This window comes from Pseudoalteromonas sp. SA25 (assembly GCF_011378705.1).
GTDB classification, from domain to species: domain Bacteria; phylum Pseudomonadota; class Gammaproteobacteria; order Enterobacterales; family Alteromonadaceae; genus Pseudoalteromonas; species Pseudoalteromonas arctica.
In genome coordinates, this window is the sequence record NZ_WTKV01000020.1 from 41,300 (window position 1) to 67,912 (window position 26,613).

A 26,613-nucleotide genomic window follows, 5' to 3' on the forward strand; every position below is an offset into this window, starting at 1 on the left:
ATTACAATTGAGGTTTAAAGATCTATTTGTCGGGTTGCGAGGTATTTTTCGTAATCTGGCAATGTACGTTCAAGCTCTACATCCATAAGCGGTGAGCTTAATAACATATCTGCACTCACCTCATTACACGCCACCGGAATATTCCAAACAGCGGCTAAACGCAGCAGTGCTTTAACATCAGGGTCATGAGGCTGTGATGCTAATGGGTCCCAAAAAAATATCAAAACATGTATCTCATGTTCAGCTATTTTAGCGCCAAGTTGTTGATCGCCGCCCATAGGGCCACTTAATAGCTGAACTACATCAAGCCCCGTGGTTTTTTGGATTAAATGCCCGGTAGTACCTGTGCCATATAAAGTGTGCTTACTTAGTATTTCTTTGTGTTTTTCACACCATAATTTTAATGCTGCTTTTTTACCGTCGTGGGCAACTAAAGCAATATTTTTTTGTGCGGGAAGAGATTGTGTTTTTTGTTCCATGCTGATTCTTTTTTATTAGTTAGCTTAAACTCTGGGTAATAAATCTCTTAACCAAAGTGCAGGTTAGTTAAAATAATAGATTGATAGCAAGGGCTATAAATACAATGCCGGTGATCCTATCAATCCAAAGTTGGCTATTTGGGTTACGTCTAAAAAACTGTGCAATTTTGTCGCCAAAATAAATATACGTGCAGTCAATCGGAAAAGCAAAAATAGGGTAAAGCAAGCCAAAAAAAGCGAGTTGAAAAGTAGCAGATGAAAGCGTTGGATCTACAAATTGCGGAATAAATGCAATAAAAAACAGCGCCACTTTAGGGTTTAGCACTTCAGTCATCATGGCTTGAAACATGACATTACTTTTTTTACTGGTACTTATATGCGGTTTATCGGTTTGCTTGTCATCAGATATAGGCTCTGGCTGCTTTAGCGTGCCTTTAATCATCATAAATCCCAAATAACATAAATATGCTGCGCCTACATATTGCACTGCGGCATAGGCACTTGGGGAAGCTTTTAGGACTGCGCTTAGGCCTACAACAGCAAATAGAGTATGAATAACCCCACCTAATGCAAAACCAAAAGCACTTTGCATACCGGCGCTTCGACCATTAGCAAATGTTTGTGCCATCAAAAATGCATTTGATGGCCCAGGTGCTACAGCCATTAAAAAGCTGGCTAATAAAAACGAGGCTAAAAAATCAGGATTGATCATTGAGCGCTTTTAGTTGGGTGTAAAGTATGTGCTTTTTTGCTCATTAAAATAATCCAAAGCGGAACTAGTAATAATAAATGAAAAGCAATTAACCACGGTGTACTTAACCCCAAATATTGGGTTAAAACAACGAGTATACTCGCGCCACTCATTTGCATAGCACCAAGTAATGCTGAGGCTGTGCCTGCTTGTTTAGGAAAACTCGACAGAGCCATACCTGCAGCTGAGCCTAAACTTAGAGCAAAGCCTAATGCTGCAATTAAAATAGGTAACATAAGCGCAAATGCCGTCTCTATACCGCTAAGGGCTAGCATTAAAACACCTGAAAAAACCAGTACACTCACACCGACACGCAAAGCACGTTGGCTATTTCGTTTAATGTACGTTGGTAAAATAAAACTAGCGACAATACTTATTACGGCATTTAACGTAAACCAAAAAGTAAAGTCGGCTACAGTGCCGCCTAAATGCGTAATAAGCCAGCCTGGAGCTAGCGTCACATAAACTAATATCGCCGACATTGAGACCATGCAAATTAGGCTATTAAACAAAAATACCGGTGTTTTTATAATAGGTGTAAAGCGACGTAAATCTAAAATATGCCCCTGATAATGGCTATCAGCAGGACGAGTTTCTCTAAAAAAGAATAGCGTAACAACAAGGCCTACAATGGCAAACGCGGTTAAAAACATAAAGTTCATACGCCAGCCAAATTGTACGGTAAGCCAAGCCCCTAAAATAGGTGCCATTGCCGGAATAAAGCACACAATCCCGTTAAGGTAAGTGATCATTTGTCCACTTCGTTCACTACCATATTTGTCACGTACTATCGCAAATGCGACAACAAATGTGGCACAGGCTCCAAAACCTTGAAGAGCACGTGCAATCATCAATACTTCAAAAGAAGGCGAGTAATAGGCAAGTAATGCTGAGCCTGCATATAAACTTATACCCACTATAGCCACTGGCTTTCGGCCAAACCTATCGGCCAAAGGCCCCGCAATTAATTGGCCTAAACCTACTGTTAGCATAAAAATAGCAACGGTTTGCTGAACTTGTTGTTCTGTAACTGCAAATTGTTCTGCAATAGTAGGAAAAGCGGGTAAGTAAATATCGATTGCCATAGGGCAAAATATAACGAGTAACGCTAGGATAAGTAACAAAGTCATATTAGGTTTAGCGGGCTGTGTTTGCATTGAGTCTCCTTTTGTCGAGTATTTTAGGTGGGCACTCATAAAAAAGAAAGGGCTTATGACCCCTGCATAGGTTGTCATTCTTACTTTTTGATTGGATTAAGCTAAAAAGGCAGTGTAAATGCACTTTTTAAAACTGGTCTGATGTGTTAATTTTAAAAAAGTAACTGTTGATGGAAAATAATAATGAGTAATAAATCTGCACTTGTACAAACATGGCATAAATTTAAGCGCCTACCTTTCGGGAATTGGCTTTTTACTAAAGCTGTTTGCTTTAAAGCGCCATATTTTGGTTCAATGAAACCTTACGTGCTCGACCTTCGAGAAGGGCATTGTAGTGCGTTGGTTAAAAATCGTCGCAGCGTTCATAATCATATTGGAACTATTCATGCTATTGCGCAGTGTAACTTAGCTGAATTGTGTGCAGGTGTAATGGTTGATGCAACAGTGCCAGTTAAAACGCATCGTTGGATCCCAAAAGGGATGACAGTTAGGTATTTGGCTAAAGTAGATACAGATGTAAGAGCAGTCGCTGAAATTGATTTACCGCATAAGTGGATTGATAAAGAAGACTTAGTAGTACCGGTTAAACTGTATAATACCCGCAATGAGCTTGTTTTCACTGCAGATATTACTATGTATATTACTGAAAAAAGGTAGCTTACGTTAAGCTGATTTTACTTAGTTTTTATCAGCGGCTTGTTTATTTACAAACGATAAGTCGCTGCCATCTTCCTTCAACAATGCTTTAACTTCTTTTGCAGGTTTAAGCTCTTTCGAAATTAGTTCAGGCTCTTCTTTTTCAAAGCGTTGCTTTAAACTGCCTTCAATTACTGCACCTGCATCAATACTCAATGTATCGTGAAACACATCGCCATGAACATGAGCGCCACTTTGTACCTTTACTTCACTAGCATTAATTGAGCCAATAACTTTGCCTTTAACAATGACGCTTTTAGCTTCAACAATACCTTCAACAACACCCGTTGAGCCAATAACTAAATGCTCCACTTTTATATCGCCATCAATACGGCCATCAAGCTGTACTTCACCTTGGCTAACTAAAGTGCCTGTAAGGCGTACGTCTTCAGAAATAATAGACGGTGTGTGATTTACTCTTTTTAAATTAGAGCTAACTGTTTTTTGTTTTTTTCTACCAAACACGAGAAAGCGCCTTTGTTATTTTTAGAGGATTGACTTGTTTACCGTTAAGTAATACTTCGTAGTGTAAATGAGTACCTGTACTTCTGCCTGTGCTGCCCATTAAACCAATTACGTCATGTTTAGTGATTAACTGCCCTTTTTTTACTTTAATTTTATTTAAGTGTCCAAATCGAGTCACTAAGCCATTTTTATGTTCAAGCTCAATAAAGTTACCATAACCACCATTGCGACCGGCACGAAGCACTACAGCGTCTGCTGGGGCAAATATCTCGGTTTTATGCCAACCGGCTAAATCAATTCCTTTATGAAAGGCATGATTACTATTCATTGGATCTTTTCTAAGACCAAAACTACTCGAAATATAATATTTAGCTTTAGCTAAGGGGAGGGTGTTTGGTAGTTCAGTTAAAAAGTTTTCTAAATTATTTAATGCTAATAACTTATCAACGATGGCTAAAAAGTGGCTTGGAATTTTTGTTTCGTTAAATGTATCAAGTGGGCCACCTTGTGCGGTTGTTTGGGCACTTAATATTAAGTGTTGCTCAAGCGCTGACTCAATTCCAGCGCCTTTAACCATAGCTAAAATAGCTTGGTGACGTTCGCTAATTTGGTTATCTAAAAAGTTAAAGCTTTGCTCATAATGATTATTCAAATTGGCAATTCTTGTTGCGAATGGAATTGGAGCTATTAACTGCGCCTGCTTACTTTTTGGATTTTCATCGACTAATGGTTCGTGAAATTCATTGCTGCTTTCATTGATTGGCACGTCAAGATCTGAATCAAGCTTAATAACGTCTTTGCTAATCGAAGCGGGAAGGGACTCTATCATGCTTTGCAGTAGCGCCTGCTTTTGCTCAAGTATCGCAAGTTGCTCTAACTGCGTTGCTTGCAGAGCTTGCTGTTCACTGACTTTTTGTTGCCAAAGTGTTTGCTTGTTTATTTGACTTTGTTCTATATCAGATATTTTATTAGTTTGTGTGTAAACACGAAAGCTCGAAATACTCAGCCAAATAAAAGTGGCTAAAATAAGCGATGCTACAAGAAGTTGAAACCAAGAGGCTAAAACAACATGCTTCACTTCGCCATTTTGGCGAATAAGTAGCTGACGAGCTGGGAAAAATTTATGATAAAAAGACTTTATAAATACTGACATGGCATATAAACACTGGCTATTAACCGAATTAAGATAGCAATTTGAGTTAAAAAAGCTAGAAAAAAATTGTAACTGTTCAAAAATTAATAAAAAAGGGCTGCTTTTAGTAAGCAGCCCTTTTAATAATTTTTTTAATACTCGTATTACTTTGTAGGCAGTACTGTGCTCTCTACAGAGCCAAAACCTATGCGTGCATAGCCTTCATTTTCACACCAGCCGCGCATAATAACGTTATCGCCATCTTCTAAAAAGCTACGTTGTTCGCCATTGCTTAGCGTAATTTTTTCTTTACCGCCACGAGATAGTTCAAGTAAAGAACCCGCTTCTTCGTGCGTTGGACCCGACTGAGTGCCCGAACCTAACATGTCACCTGGCATAAAGTTACAGCCATTTACTGTGTGGTGAGTAACCATTTGTGCCACAGTCCAGTAAGAGTGCTTAAAGCTAGATGTTGATACACGCGTTGGGTTATGGCCTTCGCTACGCATTTTTTGCGTTTGAATTTTAACATCCATTTGAATATCAAAAGCACCTTGGTCGCGATTCGCTTTTGACTCTAAATAGTCCATAGGCTGTGGATCGTTTTCATCACGCGTCCAGCTTGTTCTATAAGGCGCTAGCGCTTCGGTTGTAACAATCCAAGGCGATACAGTTGAGGCAAAGTTTTTAGCTAAAAATGGACCAAGCGGTTGGTATTCCCACGCTTGCAAGTCACGTGCTGACCAATCGTTAAATACACAAAAGCCAAATACGTGGTTTTCAGCATTTTCGATAGCGATTGCATCGCCCAGTGCATTGCCTTTACCTAAGTAAATACCCAGCTCTAGTTCGTAATCAAGGCGTTTACAAGGACCGAATGACGGCACTTCTGCATCAGGCGCTTTAGTTTGACCTTTAGGGCGATGAAATGTTTGACCTGATACGTCAATAGATGAAGAACGACCATGGTAACCAATAGGTACCCATTTATAGTTAGGTAGTAATGGGTTATCAGGGCGAAACAAACTACCCACAGCAGTAGCATGATAAATAGAAGTGTAAAAGTCGGTGTAATCGCCAATACGACAAGGCAAAGAAAACTCTATATCAGATTGTGCTACAAGCGTATCGCTAAGTGCTTGTTGGTGCTCAGAGCCTGCTCGTAGTGCTTTTGAAAGGGCTAAACGAAGTGCTGACCAATACTGCCCCCCTAAACCCATAAATGTATTTAGAGTTGCTTCACTTGCTGCATCAGCGGCTGTTTTAGCGTCACCTGTTAAAACATTTAATTTACTCAGCTTTGCTAAATCAATTACTTGGTCACCAATTGCAACACCACCACGAAAGGCCTCATCAGACCCTTTACGGCGAAACTCTGCAAACGGTAAGTTTTGAATAGGGAAGTCGCAATTATCAACATTAGCTGACTCTACCCAGCTGGTTAAATTAATATCGTGGGTTTCGTTAATTAGGCTCATTACATTTCCTTTGGATTTTACTGTATGGCGACAAGGTATAGTTTATTTAATCATACTTGTACTTGGCGCCATACTTTTTAAATATTAAAACGACAAAAAGCAGCGAAGTTCGCTGCTTTTAATTTACTCAAATATTTTATAAAACGCCGCGACGCTCTTGGTCGCGTTCGATTGATTCAAATAATGCTTGGAAGTTACCTTCACCAAAGCCACCATCATCAACGCGTTGGATCATTTCTATAAAGATTGGACCAAATAAGTTTTTAGAGAAAATTTGTAATAAATAACAATTTTCACTTTGGCTATCTACGAGTATCTGGTGCTTACGAATTTTTTCTTTATCTTCAGCTACCCAAGGTACTCGGTCAAAAATAGTATCGTAGTACTCTGGGATAATATCGAGGGTTGCAATTGTTGATTTATCTAGCTTATCAAGAGAACTTACTAGGTCATCTGTTAAAAACGCTAAATGTTGAACGCCTGGGCCGTTGTACTCACCAAGGTATTCATCAATTTGGTTGTTATCGTTACCTTTACCTTCGTTTATTGGAATAGAGAAGGTGCCGCATGGCGATTTAAGTGCATACGAAATAAGCGCTGTTTTTTGACCTTTAATGTCAAAGTAACGTACTTCTGTAAAACCAAATACGTCTTTATAAAAGTTAGCCCATTTTTCCATGGTGCCTTTATAAACGTTATTGGTTAAATGATCGATTCGGATAAAGCCTTTATCTTCTACAACATTTTGCGTTTCTAAATCTTCAAAATCACTTTCGTAAATAGTGCCTTTGTCGCCAAAATTTTCAATAAAGTAAATTAGGCTGTCGCCAATGCCATAAATTGCAGGGTAAGGCATGTTTTTATATGTTGAATCAGTGGCTGGTTTTGCACCACGCTCTACTGCAGTTTCAAATGCTTTTTGCGCATTCTCAACACGCCAACCCATTGAACAAATAGCAGGACCATGGCTTTTAGCAAATTCTGCAGAAAAACCTTCACGCTCGTTATTCAGTAAAAAATGAATATCGTTTTGGTTGTAATAAACAATGTCTTTACCTTTGAATTTTTTAAGCTTAGAGAAGCCAAAATCAGTAAATACTTTATCCATATAATCAGCATCAGGTGTTGCGTATTCGGTAAATTCAATACCGACTAAACCTAAATAGTTATTTACTTCACTCATTATTATTACTCCCGCAATTAAGCACTGCGATTATGTGTTGTTGTCATATTGCAGTAGATAATCAACCAGATTTTTGATTTGGGGAAGAGGGGGGCACTATTTAGTGTGTAGTGTATGTGTAAATTTTATAGGACGGTTATTATAAAGTTACGTGTTTGTAATACAGTTAAGTAAAATGAAGTTATATGGTATAGGATTGAATAGTGGTTTTTATTCTTAATGTGTTGTTTTTAAATAATAAAAAGGAGAGTTCACCTGCGTGAAGCCTCCTTTTAGAATGAACAAGCAAAAGCTTGGTTGTATTTAATTATTTACACTTTTAGAGTTGCCACCAAAGAACTTGTTACGTTGCTCAATCCATTGGTTTGTTTTTATCGCTGGCGCAGCTTGATAGTGACGTTCAATCGTTTGGTTTAACACTCGCGTCGGTTGCTCAAAGGACAACTTTTGTTGTGCGCCGCCCATACTTTTAATTTCGCCACGGGTCATAGCACGGCCCGCATAGAGTAAGGCATTTAAATAACCAGGGACTGTTTCGTAGCCATTATCAGTAAATAAGAGCACTGCTTTGTTGAGAGCCCAACGTTGGTCTATTTCTCCAAATTCTTTTACACCCGTTAATTCACCATCAATATATACTTCAAATACACCATTTATTGGTGCTGTGTAAAACACAAACGCTACACGATGCCATGTTTCTGGTTTAGTATCACCAAAATATCCACTTTTAAACGTCGCTTCACCATAACCGCCACTGGGATCAATAAATATATCTGCATCGTTTTCTAAATAATCTACTGTTTCAGTTTGCATTATCGCACGATAAGAATCGCTATCTTCTGATGGCCAATATAAATCCATTATTAGAGTGTAGTCAGATACCATACCGTCATTAGCATAATCACCATTTGCTTGTGTGTTTAATTCAATTTTTAAACCCTCTGTAGGTGAGTGATCAGTAAAAGCCATTACACCAGAAGGACCATCAGTTAAATCCCCAATATTAAGATCAGTGGTTGTCTCATAGCGGGTGTCTTCGGGGCCCCAACCGTCATTTTCTGGGTCAAAGTAGTTTAAAACCGATGGACCAAAGTCTGGGGTCAGTGGGTTTGTTGGATCGTCAAAGTTCCAAATTGTTATATTTGCAACATCTTGGCAAGCATTAAGCTGTGTGTCTGTATCAAGGTGAAGACATTGAGTTGTTCTAAAGCGCGCGTATTGATCAAGTAGCCACCATGCTTCGGCAATTGGCTTTACATCATTAAAAGTAACACTGCTAAAAAATAAATCTGGATTAAGTGCTGCACCTTTAAATAAAGCGACATTATAATTTGTTGTTACTTGAATATCTTCTGGCTTTAACGCAAACCAATCGGGTTGGCTGGCAATCATTGTTTTTAAATCAGTCCCTGTAACAGTTACTTGATACAGTGAATTAAAGCCAGGTGTGTTTGAAGGCTGTCTTTCAACATAAAATGCTTTGTGAAAATCTTCTTGTGTAACAGTGCCTGGCGTCCATCTTTTTTGTACAAGTTCAGGGTTAAGCAGCGCTGCGTTAATTGAGCTTGAATGTTTAGTTGCAAGTGCTGTTATTTCTGCAACTTCAAAGCTACTTGGGTAGTTTTCTGAAATGGCAATTTCTGTATCAGCATCGGGTGCATATCGGCCCATTATTTCATCGATAGCTAGCTTGGTTTCTTCGTCAGGTTCTATAGATGTTCGCGTATCTACATGTTGATAATCGTAACGACTTAGTGCTTTATCTGCAGTATTAAATACTAAATTTAAATCGGTGACTCCGCGAGCATAAAATTCTGGTTGAATGACTAAAGCATTATTTTCAAGCTCTATAAAGTCTTCACCACCATGAGTATGCCCACCAAGCACTAAATCTATACCGGGCACATTGGTTGCTATCTCAACGTCAGTTCCTTTACCTAAGTGGCTTAGCATTATCATGTAATCAACATCACCGCTGTATTGGCTTACAATACTTTGTGCGATTTGTTGCCACTTCCAACTCATTTTAAATTGTTTTATAAAGTCAGGAATAGGGTCATCTTCAATTGGCTCGTCAAGTTCATCCCATGGTACTGACGTCATCCCAAACACACCCAATGTTATGCAGCCAACCTGTACTTTAGCAAAGTCCACACCGCCAAAGCTCTTATTTTGCTCTCCCTCAAATCGGGTATTACTTGCAAGTACAATGGCATTATCGTCTTGTGAAAACTCAAGCAGCTTTTCAGGACCCCATGCATAGTCATGATTCCCTAAAACACGTAAATCAAAAGCCATTAGCTTTACGGTTTCATCAGAGGCTAAGCCTTGTGATATTTGCTCTGCAACGGTCCCTTTTTCGTAATCATCGCCACCATCGGTAAATAATGTATGCGGAGATTCGCTTAACGCTTTTTTATAATAAGCCTTGATACGACTAAAATACTGCTCTTGATACCCAAAGCGAGCATGCATGTCGGCAACGTGAACAAATCGTATAGATTGCTCTGTTGCATTTGCATCACATGTAGGGCCAATATCAGAAAATGCCACCGTACGTTGCATTTCTATTGCATAGCTACCTAGTTGGTTTACTTGTGCACTAACAAAGCCTTGCGATACTGTTGAATTAGTAATACTTGACCAAGAGTCTCCGCTCAAACGCGCAATAGTTAATTGGCCGCCTAATACATAGTCGTCAGGTATTTTTATAGTGATTGTCATTGGGCTAGAAAGTTGAAGTGTATTCGGGGTAAGCGTATGTATATCTGAAATGATATTTTTTGCTTGATTATTCTCATCAAGGACTAGTTTTTCGTAGGTTATTTCGGTATCGCTAGCCACTATTTCCCCAGGGGCATTGATAGTAAAGTTACCTTCATCTAATGACGTTTGTAAGCCATTAGCATTGGTAATAATTAAGCCACTAGGCTCAGGCTCTACAGGATCATTTGGATTTACTGTAACTTGATCTTCGGCTCCACCACAGGCAGATAAAAAAATAAGGAGAAATGCTATTAGAGTGGCACGTAATAATGTTAATGAATGCATATACTGCTGTCCCTGAGTCTATTCAATAATCAATCAGGACATAATACCAGTTAACGAGAGTGGGGCAAAGTTGAATAAAAAAATTCCCCCATAGAGGCTATGGAGGAATGTTTAGGTTATGTTGTTATATTAAAAATATACAACAATTAAGAGACTTTCTCTTCTAACCCTTGTTTTTCCCATACTTTAGCTTTAAAGGTCATTAGTACTAAGACAGCACCAACACCAATGCTAAATAATGCAATTTGTAAGTATAAGTTAGGAATTTCAGAAACATTATTCGGATCGAAATTACCAGCAAGTAAACCCGCAATAATATTACCAATCGAGTAAGTTAATACAAATACACCCATCATTTGACCTGTGTAACGTCTAGGCGATAACTTACTTACAGCACTTAACGCTACAGGGCTTAAACAAAGCTCACCCACTGTATGTAAAAAGTACGTAGTAACAAGCCAGTAAGGCGCTACTTTTAAACCTTCAGCTGCGTAATGAGCCGCCATAAACATAACTAAAAAGCCAGATGCCATGATAATTAAGCCAATTGCACATTTAACGCTGTAGCTAGGTGACACTAAGCTTTTAGATAAGTTAATCCAAAGTGCTGCAAAAAATGGCGATAAAGCAATAATAAACAGTGAGTTTAATGATTGAAACCACGTTGTAGGGATTTCAAACGTACCAATAAATCGGTCGGTGTAATCACGGGCAAATAGGTTTAATGAAGAACCGGCTTGTTCAAAGCCAGACCAAAAACATGCAGAAGCAATACAGACTAAAAATAGTGCCCACATTCTTTGTTTTTCGGCATCGGTTAATTTACCTGTAAAGTAAATAACACCAAAATAAACAAAAAAGATAATAGTAAATACAATCGCTGTGTAACCTGCAACCACTGTTGGATTGATTACAATTGCGCCGGTCATTGCAGCCGTAGTAACTGCAGCAGCAGCAATTACAAATGCAGCAATACCAATCCATGCACGTGAAGTACCTTTAGGACCAAGTGGATTAGCAGGTAAAGCGCTGTGCTCTGGTAAGTTATTAAGTGTGAGTTTGTACTGAACTAAACCAATGGCCATACCGACAGCTGCTGCACCAAATGCCCAGTGCCAGCCTACGTTCTCCATAAAGTAACCACATACGTAGTAACCTATTAAAGAACCCATGTTAATACCCATGTAATAAAGAGCGTAACCGCCATCACGACGCTCATCTGTATCACTGTATAGTTGGCCTACCATTGCACTGATATTTGGTTTTAGCAAACCAGTACCTGTTGCTACAAATATTAAGCCAATGAAGAAAGAATAATCATGTGGAATAGCCAAAATAATATGACCAATCATAATGATTATACCGCCATACCATACTGCTTTTTGACCACCAAACAATCTATCTGCTAGCCAGCCACCTGGTAAACCTAAAAAGTATACCGCACCTGTGTATAAACCATAAATTGCAGCAGCTGAGGCAACAGTAAAGGCTAAACCTTCTTCTTGTAAGCTTGCTGTCATGAATAATACGAGCATAGCTCGCATACCGTAATAACTCATTCGTTCCCACATTTCAGTGAAGAACAATGTTGAAAGTCCTTTAGGGTGGCCACACCAACCACTATCTGGAGCTGAACTCATATTTACTTCCTAACTTTAAGAATTGTTGTAATGGCCTTATAATTTTTTGCTTTAGCTATTTTAGAATTTGTAACCACTAAAATGCTCGACCATCAGTATATTATTTGTAGCTAAGATAATGATTTGCTAAATGGCAGTAACACCACAAGGTAAGAGACACACCCTTATCCTAGTTACAATTGCGCTCAAGTATACATATACCTTAGTGCTAGGGGAAGTGTTCGCGGTGTATCACCTTATGCCAAGTTAAAACTCAGCATAAGGAACAATAGGGGTGCCTGGAAACTCAAGTGTTCCGTACACAGGATTAAAGTAGTAACGTATATAAAGCTGACCAAAATTTGGTTCGTAAAAGTCAGAACGATCGATGGCTAAGTAGCCACCAAAGAACCAATTCGGCGTTATTCTATACTCAAAACTACCTTCAAGATTATATGAAACACCAGAACTTGTTTCACCTTCAAATACAGGATCAACACCTGTTATTGACTCTCTATCATATGCAGCTATTTGCAAATCGCCATCATTAGGGAAGAAATCAATAGATTGAGTTTTTGTTTGCGAGTACGAAACACCGGTTTTTAATCGATAAACAAAATCATCGCCCCAACGCGCGTCATAAGTGAGTGGCACAGATAAACCTACATAGTTTTGTGGGCTGTAATAACCACCATGACCCCATGTTTCTTCACTTAAATTATACTTGTATGCCCAATGTAATAAGCTAGCGCCTGCGGTGAATTCACGCTCTTGATTGCTAATTACACGGTAATAAGTACCGCCCATCATACGATAGCGTTGGTTGTCTTTTACATTTTGGCCTTTATATAGGGTAAAGTCGGCGCTTGACCAAAAACCCCATTTTCCGCCTAAGTCGTGTGATACATTAGCCGTTAGGCCTGTAGAGCGTACACCACCCCAAACTTCACCTGTTTTTACATCTTTAAGACCTGCATAAGAAAGTACCGAGCTTGTAACTGGGCGTTTTTCAAGTTCTAGGCTGTATCCAAAATCACCAAAACTGTCTGCGTAATTTACACCCCATACAATATCTTCAATTAAAAAGCCAAGTGGAGTTGTACCTACATCAACACGCCAGTTTTCATTTTGCCAACCAATACCTACATCTACACCACTTTCCTCAGGTGTTACTTCATTGATTGAACAGGTAAAAATACACAGTGCACCTTGTCCATAGCGGCTGCCAGCAAATTGCTCATCAAAGCGCGTTGTTTGTGCGCTAATAGTAGTCGGGTCTACTTTAATAAACCCTTGGCCTTGCCAAAGCGGAAAGTAAGCTTCAATCGGGACTAAGCCCGCACCAAGTGTTGCTTCGCTTTCGGTGCTTGTTTGCCCACTAAAGTTAACACCAATAGCAATGTATGCTTGGTTTTTGTTTTGCTCGTTTATTAGCTCTCTTTTAGCACCGTTTACATACCATTCATCGTTTTCATCTATTTTTGAAAGCGCTCCGTAAAGCTCTTTTTCATTTAATGTACGATTAGGAAATAGGGTTTGCGCGTACCAAGATTGTGCTTGTTCGGTTTCGTTGAATTTGCTGGCTACTTGAGCGCCTAAATAACGTAGTTCTTGATCGTTGGGTGACTTTTCAACAAGTTGCTTAGCTAAGTAAAGTGCATCCCCTGAGTAATTAAACTCATTGAGAGATGACATGATTTGGCGTTGCAAATAACCTTCTTGCGATGTGGTTTGCGTAATCGCTTTTTGCGTAACTTCTTTTGCTTGAAAGTCGTCCCCAAGTTCTATGTATGCATTAGCAATAGCGAGTAGTGCTTGAGGTTCAATGGTTTGTTTATTTTGTACTTTTTGCTGGTACAAAATAACGGCCGCTTCGCGCTGTTCAAGTGCTAAATTTGCATTAATAAGGGCAGTAGTTGTTGCTGGAGTATTTTTATATTTTTGATCCAGCTGGTTAAGCTTAGCGATTAAATCACTACCATTGTAATACTGAGTAATATAGCTATTTTGTAGTTGTACATATTGAGTTGTTTCGTTTTCAGTTGCGCTCTCTGGTAATACGTACTTTTCAAACCATTGCTTCGTTTTATTTTCATCACCTTGCTCTAAAAGCCACTCACCATAAAGTGTATGCCAATAAGCAGAAAGAGAAGGCTCAGCTTCCAGTGCTTTGTTTATAAGTTTTATAGCGTGTTTTTTTTCATTAATTCGATACCAGCTTCGCGATAACTCTGCCTGCATAGCGGGTGTTAAATTTTGTGCCTCTAGGTTGCTTAAATGATAGATTGCAGTGGCTTTATCTTTAGCATCAAGGTGGCGCTCACTTTGTGTCAAAGACTCATTAAGTTGCAGCTGCTGTTCAAGCGCAATAATGTCTTTATCTCTGGATTTAAATGGAATGTACTGCAATGTTTTAATAGCACCTTGATAGTCATCAAGAGAGCGTAAAAAAAGCGCGTGACTGTAACGAATCTGAGGGTTTAACGGAAATTGCCACAGCACATTATTAAATAAAGCGCGGGCCTCTTCTGTCAACCCCTTTTGTTGGTATATAAAGGCTAAATCGTAGTATAACCAAGGCTGTTCTGGCGCTATTTCAATAGCGTCTTTTAGTACTTTTTCGGCTTGCTCTAAATCTCCCGACTGTGCAAACGTATTTGCCTTTGCGCGGTACTGACTACTTAAAGATACAGAATAAGATTCTTTAATTAGTTTCTTTTGATTAAACGATAAGCTGTTGTAAAAAGAGGTTAGGGCTTTTTCATTCTGCTCTAATTCAGCTATTTCAAGTAGGCCTATTAAAGCGCTGCTATTAAGTGGATCACTTCTTAAAACAATTTGATATGTAAGTGCAGCCTGTGAATATTGCCCTTGAGCAAATTGTAATAAACCTTTGTTATATATTACTGTATTAGTTTCTTGTTCTAAGGTGGCTGCTAAATCAAGCTTAAGCTTAGCCGTTTTAAATTCTTTATTATTAATGGCATTTTTAGCTTCGCGTATATAAAGCCAAAGCTTAGCTGTTTTTGCTAATTCTTGTAGTGTTTCACGTTCAGCGAACTCAGTTGTGTACTTTTGTGCACGAGTAAAATATTGATACGACTTTTGGTTTTCACCAAGGCGTAAATAGAGTGTGCCAAGGCTTCGCATTATAGCGCCGTCTTGCGGTCGGCCTCTTAAAGCTTTTAAAAGTAAAGGCTCTGCGGCAGCAAGTTTATTTTTCTCAAGTAATCTATCGCCCCTAACCCAAAGCTGATAGGCGGGGTCGGCAAGAAGTGTTTGACGTTTTTTATAATCTTTTAGAAAATCTTGGTATTGTAATTCACCTTTACTACTAAAGGGATAAAGAGTGAAATAGCGCTGATACTGCTCAACTGTATCATCCGTTAAAGGCATTTCCGACAGAGCCCCAAGCCAAATATATTCTACTTCATTAATAAAAGTAGGGCCTGCGCCATATTTACTTAAAATATCAATCGCTTTTTTATCTGTAAGATTACGTCTAAGTAGGTGACGGGCATAAGCAATTTCTATCTGCGCAATACTTGGGTAGCTTTGAGCTAATTTATTATAGCCTTTTTTAACACTTTCCCATTGGGAGCTATCTTGTCCATACCAGCTTAAATGCTCAAGCTCGTAATCTAATGTAGGGTAGACGTTTTTAAAAATATTATTATAGATTTCGCGAGCTTGTTCATAACGACCCGCACGAGCCAATAATTTAGCTTGCTGAATTGAAGATTTGTCTTTTCCTTCAGTACGCGAAAGGACTTTTAGCTTTTCAACGCACGGAGCCTGTTTGGTAAGCCCATTATCTATTTTACTTAGTAATTGGTTGGCTTTTACTGATTCGCCATTGGCAAAATCATAACGCGCTACCGCGCACTGCGTTTCTATTCGGGCAGGGGCAATAGCGACTAGCTTTCTCAAGCTATCTTCAACTAGTTTTTTATTTTGCTGTGCTTCACCAATACCTATTTGGCTTAGTAACCAATCAACAGATTGCGTATCAATATCGTTGACTGTGTTAGCGCTTAATCCAGAGCTAAGCGCTAATGTGCAAGCGAGGGCAAACCTTAACGGCATTCAGTGCTCCATACCGGTTGTAGCGTCCCATCTGCTGTAATTGAAAAACGCTTATTTAAAGCACTTGTACCAAACAAGTTAAGCACGCTGTCGTAATAACGAGTCTGGGTAAATGATTTATCAATCATTAGTTTTTGCTGGATCGCCATTACCGTAGAGTTATCGTTATTAGTCGCCAGTAAAGGTAATAAAGCTGAATTAAAGCCCAAAGGGCCTCTTTTTTCAGATTTTCCAGATTTAGCAAAGGTATTTAAAGGCACGTAACCACGTTTATTAATTGTTTCTATAAAAGGGTTGAATTGCGCTAATAGCTCTTTTTTATAAGGCGCGTTGTCTGCCATCATGCTTGCCCATAAATATACTCTGATGGCGTTATAACTGCCCAAGTCGCTCGTTTTTTTATCGTAGTAAAAGCCATTATTCGCATCAAACATTACCCAGTCAGGGCTAACACCTTGCTTAGCTGTATCTAAAATTAGCTTTGCTGAGCCTTCGTGTAATTGATGCCAAGGCGAGTGTGGGTAAAGCTTTTTAAACTGCTGGTAAATAAATAATGGCGAGTAGCTCGGGTTTAACTTAAAACGTTCATTATCAAATTCAAAACCTGTAGGAGCGGGTAGTAATGATAAACCTAGGCCCGAGATATAAGCGGTTTCTTCACGCATTATTCGCTGTGCAAGTACAGCTGCTAATATGCTGTAGCGGCGCTCATCCCAAAGAATAGCTGCTTGCGATAAGCTGTATGCTATCCATAAGTCAGAATCAGACGCAGGGTTTGAATCTAAAATTCCGCCAACATTTTGATTATTAACACCCCATTGCCATGCTGGTAAACGAGTGCTTAAATCACCTTCTGATAAATGTTCTTGCGTCCAATCCAGGACTAGGTCAAACATTGCTTTGTCATTTGCTACAACAGCAAAAAATAAGGCATAAGATTGGCCTTCAGAGGTTGTGACTTTTTGCTCACTCCCCAAATCAATAACGCGACCATCTTGGCTTATAAAGTTACTTTTAAACGTTTGCCATGCATCCCATGGTTGGCATTGCTCTATTTGTGCATTGGCATTAAAGGTAAATAATGCAATCACGATAAAAAATACATTAATGAGTGACTTCATTATTTATCTCCTTCAGCTAAGCGCTTGTATGTTAATGCTTGCAGTAATCGCCATATAATAAATGAGATCAGCAGTAGTGTTAAAATAGACAACAGTGCCAGTACAAACGGGTGATCCGATAAATGGAACCAAATTAGGGTATGCACAGGAATGTTACCAACAAAATATTGCTCATCAGTTTTAATTGTTTTAATGCCTTGGGAGTTTATGACCACAGCACTGCCTTTAATTTGCGCAAGAGCTTGTGAACTCATTAACGCATCATCTAGTAGAGTAAAGGCTTTTTGTGATGTTGCACTGAGCGATACTATTGATCGCTCTGAATCAAACGGTGATTGAAAGCCAGTAATAACGGCCATATCACCACTACTTTTTATACTTACTTGAACTTTATCTGTTGTTTGCTCATCGTATGCACCATTGTATATGGCTTGTTTTATAGCGCGCTGATTGTTATCAAGCAAAATATTAGTTTGTGCGTCTTCATCTAAGTTATTGGCAATGCTATTAGGTTTGGCGATAACTAAAATGTCTTTATCATCTAAGTTGGCATCTTCATTTAAATGAGCAACGCTTATTCTATGAGCTGGGTAGCCTGTAATAGCACCAAAGTGGCCTGTTAAATTAAACAATACAGATAGTGCTTTAGGTGATGGAACTTCATCTATTAATACTAAAGTTTGTTGTAAGTCTGCGTATTTTGTAAATGGGAATCCGCTGTTTGCAAATACATTTAAATCAGGCAAAGCCATGTAATGGTCAAATCCACTTACATCAATGTTAGAGTTTCCATCAATTACACCGTACTCGCCACCAGGAGGGGCAACTGGGCAGTCGCCTTTTATAGATATTGCAAACCTAAAATCAAAATTTAGTTCATTGCGGTTGGCAAGGTTAATACCCTCTAATGAAAAATCTTCTGCGCTTTGTGTTGTGTCTGTATTCGCGATTAAAGGCAACAATGTTTTAGAGGTCGTTAAAGATGTATCTTTTTTATCAAGTAAATAACCAGTTATGAACTCTTTATTTATTAACATGTTCAAACGTGAATTTAAGGTTTCGCTATCAGGCGTATTACGGTATTGCAGGGTTATTGGAATCCCTTTTTCACGCCAAGTAAATAAATCAGGCGCAAAACGAACGTTTAGTTTTATAGGTCCGTTGTTAAGACCTTCAGCTTGTAGCTGAGTTGGGTAGTCAATAAGTTCGTCAAAGTGCACAGGGCGATCGCTTCTGAGCCATCGCGGTGCATCGTATGCTTTACGCAGTGGTAGCTTATTAATTGCTTCGATGCTCGCACTTCTGCCAGTCATAATTTTATGACCAAATACAAGACCAGTGACCGCTGTTTTTAAGTCTTTTTCATCACGGCCTAGAATTAACAGCATTTTATTGTATCTGTGAATAGGGCTAGAAATCAGCTCAACAGTTGGCTTTTCAACATCTGGATAATCTTTTAAAAAATCAGGCTTTGAGTCATTAGTTATAAACACCACGCTATGTTGCTCAGGTGCTTTATTTACGACTACTGGAAAGTTAGCGCCACGCCAGTCAGCTTGTGCGCCAAACCAGCTTGATAAAGTGGCAGCTGCTTCTATTGCTTGTGTATTGGGCGTGTTTGCAAATACAAAAGGTAGGTTTAATTTGTTGTAATCTTTAGCATCAAAAAATGGTTCTGGTAAATACTCAAGGCGGCTATCAATTGCTAACTGTTTTTGATCAAGCGTGATGTGGCTTGATTTGTTTATTTCAGTCCAAATTGAGCGGCTAAAGTAATCTTGGCATCGTAAGTCGTAGTAGCCAACTAGTTCAAAGCGAATTTGGTTGTAGTCTTGAATGTATTTAGCATTTAGGTCTAGGCTATGACTTACCGTATTTTTTACAATACTTAATTGCTCATTAATAGGTAAAACAGTAACTAAGTTATCGTTAAAATAAACTTTTAAATGCGATACATTAGCCAGCAATGAAGGTGAGTTGGTGTACGAAAAGTTAAGCTTTAGATTAGTGCTTAATTTATCAATTCTATTTGTGAAATCGACTCGAGAATTATTATTCACGCCGTCGAGTTTATAGTCGTTGAACCCTAACTTTTCAAAGCTAAGACGTAAACTAGAAACCTGAGCGCTCTCAGGGTAGCCATTTACAAACATAGTTTTGTCGTGCATAGGCTCGATAGCGAGCACTTGATATGCGCTACTAATAAGTAACAATGTTAGAAATGTATTAAGTAACTTTTTAATCATAATTATTATGCACTATCGGTTTTTTTGGAGTAAATGAATTTATGTAAATGACAGTATTAGTCATAAACTTAATTATAGGTTGTAACGCTCTTGGGGCATGAAACAATAAATTACTAAAGCCCCGTAAACTGGTTTTTTGCACTTCTTTGAAGCTATACGATGGACGGTCATGTCTAAAGTTATTTTGCCAATCTAGCCAAGCATCTGCTCTGGAGAAAGTACATTGTATAAAAGCTCTTTGCTTTTCGAGAGATAAATCTTTAAGTGTAAGGCCAATTTGTTTTTTACGGGTATTACATACATACGTTGTAAACGAAAATTGCTTGTTACCGCGACTCATTAATAATTCAATTTTATCGTTAACGCGGCATAAATGTGCGTGTTCAGTCTCTATACCTACACCGTTATCTGAATAATCCGTTATTTTTACTTTTAAAGTATGGCCATTTGCTAAACGAACGCCGGCAGGAAAGTTTGCCTTTATACGATGCGAGTGCCTCACTTGGCGAGCCTCAGCAGCAACCGCAACCGCAGCACCCAAAATAATAATATTATAAAAAGCCCAACCCATACTTATTATAAGTACGCCAATCTGGCTTGAATCACCTAAAAACAGACGTAATACACCCACTATTATTCCAAGTAAGTTAATAAGTAAAAGAATTAAATACGGTTTAGAAATCCCCCAGTCGTAATGCTCTTCATCATTTAAACCGCCTTTTTCGGTTACGTTAAATTTACCTTTATTAGGATTAAATAAAGCAACGGTAGTTGGTTTTAATATGTACCAAGCAAGTACTGACTCATACACTTCACCCCAGAAGGAGTAACGGTATTTACCTTGAATGCGTGAGTTAGTTGCTTTTATTTGAATTAGTGTTGGCACCACATAGATAAAAATAGCAATAAAAGGAGCATAAATTATGTAGGCATTAAAATATATTAGCGCCAAAGGAGCTGTTAAAAATACAATACGAGGAATACCCGATAGGAAATGCAGCATTGCGTTTATATAGCATAATCGTTGAGGGATGCTTAAACCTTTACCCATCAATGGGTTATCAAGCCTAAATATTTGTGCCATACCACGCGCCCAGCGAATACGTTGGCCTATATGCGCTGACAAGCTGTCGGTAGCAAGGCCTGCGGCTTGTGGGATGTTTATATATGCAGTTTTATAACCTGCGCGCTGCATACGAAGGGCCGTGTGAGCATCCTCAGTTACTGTTTCAAATGCAAAACCACCAATGTTATCAAGCGCTTCTCGTTTTAATACGGCACAAGAACCACAAAAGAAGGTTGCATCCCACATGTCGTTACCATCTTGAATCAATCCATAAAACAACATGTTTTCGTTAGGGATTTGACTGTGGTTATTAAGATTTCGCTCAAATGGATCGGCAGAAAAAAAGTGATGCGGTGTTTGGACCAAACACACTTTACTGTCTTTTAAAAACTGTCCCATTGTCATTTGTAAGAACGAGCGAGCAGGAACGTGGTCACAATCAAAAATTGCGATATATTCGCCATCGGTATAACGCATAGCGCTATTCATATTACCGGCTTTAGCATGATTGTTATCCGAACGCGCTAAATAACCCACTCCAATCTCGGCTGCAAAATCCTTAAACTCTGAGCGCTTACCATCATCTAATATATAAACATTTAGCTTGTCTGCAGGCCAATCGATACTTAAAGCAGCGAGAGTAGTGGGTCTTACAACGCTTAACGGCTCGTTATAAGTTGGAATATATACATCAACAGTTGGCCATAGGTCAGTGTCTTTAGGTAAAGGCACTGGTTTTCGCTCAAGCGGATTAACTGTTTGAAAAAAACCTAAAATCAGTACAAGCCATGCATATGTTTCAGCAAGTAGTAAGCCGCCACCTAGTGCAAGTGCAAGTGGATCATCCCAGTTTAAAGTCTCAGTGTAACGCCACCATAAGTAACGAGAAGAGGTAGTTACTGACAAGGTGATCATGACAATGGTTGCCATTTGGCCTTTTACTCGTTTAAGTGCATACGCAACTAATAAAATAAAGCTTATAAATACGGCTTGAGCTTCCAAGCTAAAAGGAATTGTAATGAATATTGCTAATAAAAATAAAATAAACGCGAGGATGACGTATTTAACTAATTTATTTTGCCATACACGTGCATCAGCCATGGCTTTAAATGCACTTTTTTTAGGGCCTTTTTTGTTTTTTGATAGTAGGCGTTTTAATAATTTACCTAACTTTAAATCAAACCAACGTAATTGCCTTAAAAGGTAGCTAACGCCATCATAGAAATAATTAACTGCATCTTCTTTTACTGAACTAGATTTAAGCTGGTTTTTGAAAAACACTAAAAAAACACTTTGAATAATAAAGCGTAATATATTTGAGTAAATATAGGTTCGGTAAGGCAACCTTAAATGAGGGTAGTAGTCATAAAGGGTAAACTCAAAGCTGATTTTATGCTGTTTAATGTTTATAAATAGCGAGCTTAAAAGCGTAATAAAAGGCATTAAGAAAGCTTCAATTACATTTACTTTATGTTGATTAAAGTAGCTATGAAACTTGAATAAAATGTACCGAACTAACTTATCAGTAAATAAAATGCTCAGCAGCAAGTATAAAGTGCTGTGAATAGGGCGCTGATAAAATAGTGTAATGCTCATTTTATAAGGCCGCTTTACTAACTAGCCAACCAGCTAGTGTTTCAAAGTCATCGTTTGCGACACTATATGGCGCGCAATTAAGTGCTACATTTCTGTATGCGGTTGACTCTTTAATAACTTCGTCACTATTAATAAAAAAGGGAGCCATAAGGGGAAGTGTCGATTGCCATAGGGAAAATAAGTCAAATTCTAGCGTTGATGCAGAGTTATAGCGGTTAACTAAAAAGTAATGTTTCCAATTGGTATCTGAATTTTTAAGTCTTTGCAGGCGCCTATAAATTAAGCTGTGACAAATAGCGTCGCAATTAACAAGTTCAATTACAATATCGTCTTTCTCTAATGGGTAGTGAGAAAGGTTAATATGTGAAGGGCAGTCAAAAAGTATCCAGGCTTCGTTGTTATAATTTAGGTTTTTGCATTTATTGACCATTTTAGTGATGTTACCGGTGCTAGTGTCGTCGTTATCACCAAATGGTAAAAATATAATGCCATCGTTATCTTGGTGAAAATGCGTAAGTGCATCTTCAAAGCGCACTTCATTACTCCAGCCTTTGGTGTATTTCCACGGTAAACCAAAATGTAAACCTAAGTCACTTTTTGCATCTAAATCGATAGCAACAACGTCAACGTCAGACTTTTTTAGCACGCATGCAAGATTGGCAACTACAGAAGTACTGCCTAAACCGCCTTTGATACCTTTAATGAAAACTCTTTGCAACGGGGTTACCTATCCTTAGTTTAACTAGTGTATGTGTTTAGTTCGTTGTTTATCTCTTTAAGCAATGCATATTTATTAATTGTATTATTATTTTGCTGCTTGTTTACTATTTCTATGTAGTCATCACTCTTTCCACCAAAACGCAGTGTAAGGTTTTCTATATCACTCGATGTTAACGTTTGTGAGTTTTTAGATGTTAAGTTGTTCATCTTTACCTTTACAGTTACTTTAATTATTTTGATTAAAAGTGGACAATATTTGGCTATTATATATAGAATAACGGTTAAAACTAGTAAAAAAGTATTTTTTATAGGGCATTTTAAGTGCATTACTTTAACATAACGGGATTAGAGCCTGCTGCAAAAGAGTTAAAATCGGCTTCAAGTTATGCTGTTTTAGCCCCTTTAGACAATTTTGCAATCGAATTAGCGTTACATTCAATTAACCAAAGTTTGGCTAATGATATATATATAGTTTCTCAAGAGGCTGAATCATTTTTTGATTCTTCTTTTTCTGCATCGTTAAATTATGCTTATGAACATAATCGAGTACATCCTTTTTCGTTGGCCCCAGAAACACAACACTATTCAATTGAGCGAATCAATTCAGGTATTATAAAAGAGATAAGTGCTTATAAACGTCTAAACGAAGCGCTCATTTTTGTTCATTTTAATACAACACAGTTAAACAGTGTTGGCGAAAAAAGCTTAAAGCTGATGATGAATGAGTACAACGACTTTGTTCGTCGTACCGGAGCTACATTACTATTTTTAATATCTGGGCCTGATATTGCTAACTACCGCTTTTTAGTTAGGCGATTAAATAATGTATTTGATGGGCTGGTTTTTGTTGATAATGATTCTGCAATGCGAGTTCTTGAATATGATTATTGGCGCCATAGCACGGGTGTTATTGCTGGTGAACATTACCCGTTATTATTAAGTAATAATCAGTTTGTTGTTCAAAAGGGAATAATAAGCGAGAGCAAAGCACCTAAAAGTTCAGACTTTTCCGATGAAGACGATGTTTGGCTTGTGCAAAGTGCGGTGCCCGAAGGTACTAAATTACCAATGCACTATAATAGTGTAAAAGATAATAATGACTTATTTAATAAAGGCCCAAAGGTAGAAGCAGCCACCTTAATTTTTGCAGTAACGCGCTACACTGATTTAGCGTTATTAGGTAAGCAGTGTTTTGAACTTAGAAAAAACTGTGGGCGCTGGTTAAAGCTTGTTATTCAAAATGTTGATGGTGTTATTCGCCATCAAGATGAATGTTTATTTTTAACATTGGGTGTAAACCTTATTCTATATAGCTTTTCGGAGCCTTCTCGGTTGCTCTCACAAATTCAATCTATTCAAGGTTTTCAGTTTTCTAGGCCTTTACCTCCCTCAGTTGAGGACGTATTGAAATACACCGAAAACACTTTTTCGAAAGGATATTTACCTTTCATTGAGTTTACAAAACAAGTAGAAATTCATAGTGACTCAGCCGTTAATTTAGGTGTGAGCGGTGTGCTAGTAAAGCTTGAATTACTGCCACGAATCGACCCAATACACCCTTTGCATTTATTTCATATTAAACGCGAAGGTGATGTATTTAGTATTGCAGATAATACAGTTTATTTATATTTGCATGCTTGTAGAGAGAATGACGTTGATAATGCGATTAAGCATTTGTTTAAATTAAAAACAAGCGATTTTTTTGTACAGCAAAATGTAATTTCTGATCACTTTTACATTCAACAAGAATGTAAACAATTAAGGCGTTTTTATAAAGGTAAGAGTGTTGTAGATTTCTCGCAAAAACTTGCCGAGAATGATAGCTATAAATTTGCACCTGATATAGCAAACAGCGTTACTGAAAATATTAACACACCTGAATTTTCTAGTAAAAGCCGTCCAGATGCTAAGCCTTTTATAATGAAATTAAGAGACAACTTATGAGTATGAATCAGCTTTTAATTACCGTGTTTCTTGCAATGGTGCTTGGCGCGGTGCTTTGTATGCTAGGCAAATACATTTTATCTCAAATAACAAAATATTATTATAAGCTCACTTTTAAACATGAAGTACTAGAGCCTTATACACCAAATACAGTAAAAAAGGATAAGAAGTGAAATTATCAGGTTTAGGGGTTTGGAACCTTTATTTTTTAGTTAAGTTTGCTCTGTTTTATTATGGTGCAATTGATTTTAACGTATTAACTAATGCGGCTTTTGCTGCGTTGCTTGCGATTAAATTTAAACAGCCATTAATAGAGAAGGCAAAACATATAGTAGGTGCTGTGTTTGCTGTGGTATTACTTTACCAAGACTCATGGTTGCCACCAATAAACAGGTTGACTAAACAAGCGGGTAACGTTCAAGATTTTAGTTTTGGTTATTTTATTGAGTTATTAACCCGTGTTATTAACATTGATATGTTATTGGCTTTGTTCGTAATTAGTGTGTGTTTTTGGTATACATCGCAATGGATACGCTTTACAACAGTCACTATCGTTGGGCTGTTAGTTGTAGGATGGCAAGGGGGTAACTCTCAATCACAATTCGTTAATAATGTGGCTAACCCTGAGCCGGTTATACAGAGTCAAAGTAATCCTCAAACACAAGTGATCACTCAGGCAGCACAATCTCCTGATCAAAAATTAGCTGATTTTTATCAACAACAAAGCTTATTAATGAGTCACTTTCCAAGCCAGGTAAATGGTGAACTGTTTGATGTAATTATTTTGAACATATGCTCAATGGCTGTTGCTGATTTAAATGCTATTGGTGTAAGTGTTACTGATATGTATAAAGACTTTGATGTGGTGTTTTCAGACTTTAACTCGGCTACATCATACAGCGGACCAGCTGCGGTAAGGCTACTGCGCGCTAGTTGTGGCCAAACTAGTCAAACGGCATTATTTAAAGAGGCACCTGAACAATGTCACTTGTTTAAAAACCTAGAAAAACTAGGTTATCAAAATAATGTTGTGATGAATCACGACGGACATTTTGATGAGTTTAAAGGTTTAATAAATAAGTACGGTGGCCTAGATAGCACGCCATTTAATATCGATTCAATGCCAGTGGCGCTTCGAGGTTTTGATAATAGCCCTATTTACTCAGATGAAGCTGTGCTGGATGGTTGGTTAGAGCAAGCTGATGATTGTAAGCCGTGTGCGATGTACTACAACACCACAAGTTTACATGACGGTAATCAGCTAGAGAATCAACCAAGGGTGAATAGTAAAGAGACATACCCAATCAGACATAAAAACTTGTTTGCTGATATTAACCAATTTGTAAAAAAATTAGAAAAGCGTGGTCGCAACGTTATGTTAATGATAGTGCCTGAACACGGCGCTAACTTAAAAGGTGATAAAGTACAATTTGCAGGATTACGTGAAATCCCTAGTCCTGCAATTGTGTCTGTACCTGTAGCGATTAAATTTATAGGCCCAGACGTACAAAACTACTCGCAAATTGTGGTTGATGATTCAACAAGTTACTTTGCGCTTTCAGAGCTGGTAAGTAAGACGCTGCAAACTGATGTGTTTGGTGGGAAGAATAGTGTTGCTAATTTACTTGAAAATCTACCTAAAGCACCTAAAGTTGCTGAAAATGAAGGCACAATAATGATGTATGTTAACCAAAGACCATTCATACAATTAGATGGTGGTGATTGGTCAGCTTACCCACAAGGTAAGTAGTCTCATAATAAGATTTAATAAACAGCACTGGTATAGTTAAATATAGATATCAGTGCTGTTTTTTTTCGTTTAA

Annotated in this window: 18 protein-coding genes; 3 read left to right on the top strand and 15 right to left on the bottom strand. The window is 38.1% G+C overall.

What is annotated here, in order from left to right:
• Positions 1-14: 14 nt before the first annotated feature.
• The 3 genes from GQR45_RS15695 to GQR45_RS15705 form a co-directional block, all read right to left on the bottom strand.
• Positions 15-479 (bottom strand): methylglyoxal synthase, encoded by a 465-nt coding sequence (locus GQR45_RS15695; protein WP_002958191.1) that lies wholly within the window; start codon positions 477-479, stop codon positions 15-17.
• Positions 480-546: 67 nt separating this feature from the next.
• The gene (locus GQR45_RS15700) at positions 547-1,191 is read right to left on the bottom strand and encodes a LysE family translocator (protein ID WP_101164159.1); all 645 of its coding nucleotides are present in this window, start codon (positions 1,189-1,191) and stop codon (positions 547-549) included.
• Positions 1,188-2,387 carry a multidrug effflux MFS transporter gene (locus GQR45_RS15705; protein ID WP_101164158.1) on the bottom strand — a complete coding sequence of 400 codons (1,200 nt, stop codon included), beginning with the start codon at positions 2,385-2,387 and terminating at the stop codon, positions 1,188-1,190. The genes GQR45_RS15700 and GQR45_RS15705 overlap by 4 nt, the downstream gene beginning before the upstream one ends.
• A 183-nt stretch (positions 2,388-2,570) precedes the next feature.
• On the opposite strand from GQR45_RS15705, the gene GQR45_RS15710 reads away from it, so the two are divergent.
• On the top strand, positions 2,571-3,044 hold the full coding sequence (locus tag GQR45_RS15710; RefSeq protein ID WP_007581322.1) for a hotdog fold domain-containing protein: 474 nt from the start codon (positions 2,571-2,573) through the stop codon (positions 3,042-3,044).
• Between the two features lie 21 nt (positions 3,045-3,065).
• On the opposite strand, the gene GQR45_RS15715 is transcribed toward GQR45_RS15710, so the two are convergent.
• From GQR45_RS15715 to bcsR, 12 genes are all read right to left on the bottom strand, one after another.
• A complete protein-coding gene (locus tag GQR45_RS15715) occupies positions 3,066-3,548 on the bottom strand; it encodes a polymer-forming cytoskeletal protein (protein WP_007581324.1) in 483 nt (160 codons plus the stop codon).
• The gene (locus GQR45_RS15720; protein ID WP_165726443.1) at positions 3,538-4,701 is read right to left on the bottom strand and encodes a M23 family metallopeptidase; all 1,164 of its coding nucleotides are present in this window, start codon (positions 4,699-4,701) and stop codon (positions 3,538-3,540) included. The genes GQR45_RS15715 and GQR45_RS15720 overlap by 11 nt, the downstream gene beginning before the upstream one ends.
• A 143-nt stretch (positions 4,702-4,844) precedes the next feature.
• Positions 4,845-6,158, bottom strand: a complete 1,314-nt coding sequence (fahA, locus tag GQR45_RS15725) for a fumarylacetoacetase (protein ID WP_165726444.1) — start codon at positions 6,156-6,158, stop codon at positions 4,845-4,847.
• Between the two features lie 136 nt (positions 6,159-6,294).
• Positions 6,295-7,341, bottom strand: coding sequence for a 4-hydroxyphenylpyruvate dioxygenase (gene hppD, locus GQR45_RS15730; RefSeq protein WP_165726445.1), 1,047 nt, complete (start codon positions 7,339-7,341; stop codon positions 6,295-6,297).
• A 303-nt stretch (positions 7,342-7,644) separates the two neighbouring features.
• Entirely contained in the window at positions 7,645-10,392 is a 2,748-nt protein-coding gene (locus tag GQR45_RS15735) for a metallophosphoesterase (protein WP_121954868.1), read from the bottom strand.
• 146 nt (positions 10,393-10,538) lie between these two features.
• Positions 10,539-12,032, bottom strand: coding sequence for a peptide MFS transporter (locus GQR45_RS15740; protein ID WP_007581335.1), 1,494 nt, complete (start codon positions 12,030-12,032; stop codon positions 10,539-10,541).
• Between the two features lie 246 nt (positions 12,033-12,278).
• Positions 12,279-16,097 carry a cellulose synthase subunit BcsC-related outer membrane protein gene (locus tag GQR45_RS15745; RefSeq protein ID WP_165726446.1) on the bottom strand — a complete coding sequence of 1,273 codons (3,819 nt, stop codon included), beginning with the start codon at positions 16,095-16,097 and terminating at the stop codon, positions 12,279-12,281.
• On the bottom strand, positions 16,088-17,218 hold the full coding sequence (gene bcsZ / locus GQR45_RS15750) for a cellulose synthase complex periplasmic endoglucanase BcsZ (protein ID WP_165726447.1): 1,131 nt from the start codon (positions 17,216-17,218) through the stop codon (positions 16,088-16,090). The genes GQR45_RS15745 and bcsZ overlap by 10 nt, the downstream gene beginning before the upstream one ends.
• On the bottom strand, positions 17,218-19,464 hold the full coding sequence (bcsB, locus tag GQR45_RS15755) for a cellulose biosynthesis cyclic di-GMP-binding regulatory protein BcsB (protein WP_165726448.1): 2,247 nt from the start codon (positions 19,462-19,464) through the stop codon (positions 17,218-17,220). Before bcsB ends, bcsZ begins: the two co-directional genes overlap by 1 nt.
• On the bottom strand, positions 19,457-22,126 hold the full coding sequence (gene bcsA / locus GQR45_RS15760) for a UDP-forming cellulose synthase catalytic subunit (RefSeq protein WP_007581342.1): 2,670 nt from the start codon (positions 22,124-22,126) through the stop codon (positions 19,457-19,459). The genes bcsB and bcsA overlap by 8 nt, the downstream gene beginning before the upstream one ends.
• A 1-nt stretch (position 22,127) precedes the next feature.
• Positions 22,128-22,844 carry a cellulose biosynthesis protein BcsQ gene (gene bcsQ, locus GQR45_RS15765; protein ID WP_165726449.1) on the bottom strand — a complete coding sequence of 239 codons (717 nt, stop codon included), beginning with the start codon at positions 22,842-22,844 and terminating at the stop codon, positions 22,128-22,130.
• A gap of 20 nt (positions 22,845-22,864) precedes the next feature.
• Positions 22,865-23,053 (bottom strand): BcsR/BcsP family cellulose biosynthesis protein, encoded by a 189-nt coding sequence (gene bcsR / locus GQR45_RS15770; RefSeq protein WP_007581346.1) that lies wholly within the window; start codon positions 23,051-23,053, stop codon positions 22,865-22,867.
• A gap of 114 nt (positions 23,054-23,167) precedes the next feature.
• Between bcsR and bcsE the strand changes: the two genes are divergently transcribed.
• Together bcsE and bcsG are read left to right on the top strand one after the other, a co-directional pair.
• On the top strand, positions 23,168-24,790 hold the full coding sequence (bcsE, locus tag GQR45_RS15775) for a cellulose biosynthesis protein BcsE (protein WP_165726450.1): 1,623 nt from the start codon (positions 23,168-23,170) through the stop codon (positions 24,788-24,790).
• 169 nt (positions 24,791-24,959) lie between these two features.
• Positions 24,960-26,540, top strand: a complete 1,581-nt coding sequence (gene bcsG, locus GQR45_RS15780; RefSeq protein ID WP_165726451.1) for a cellulose biosynthesis protein BcsG — start codon at positions 24,960-24,962, stop codon at positions 26,538-26,540.
• Positions 26,541-26,613 lie beyond the last annotated feature (73 nt).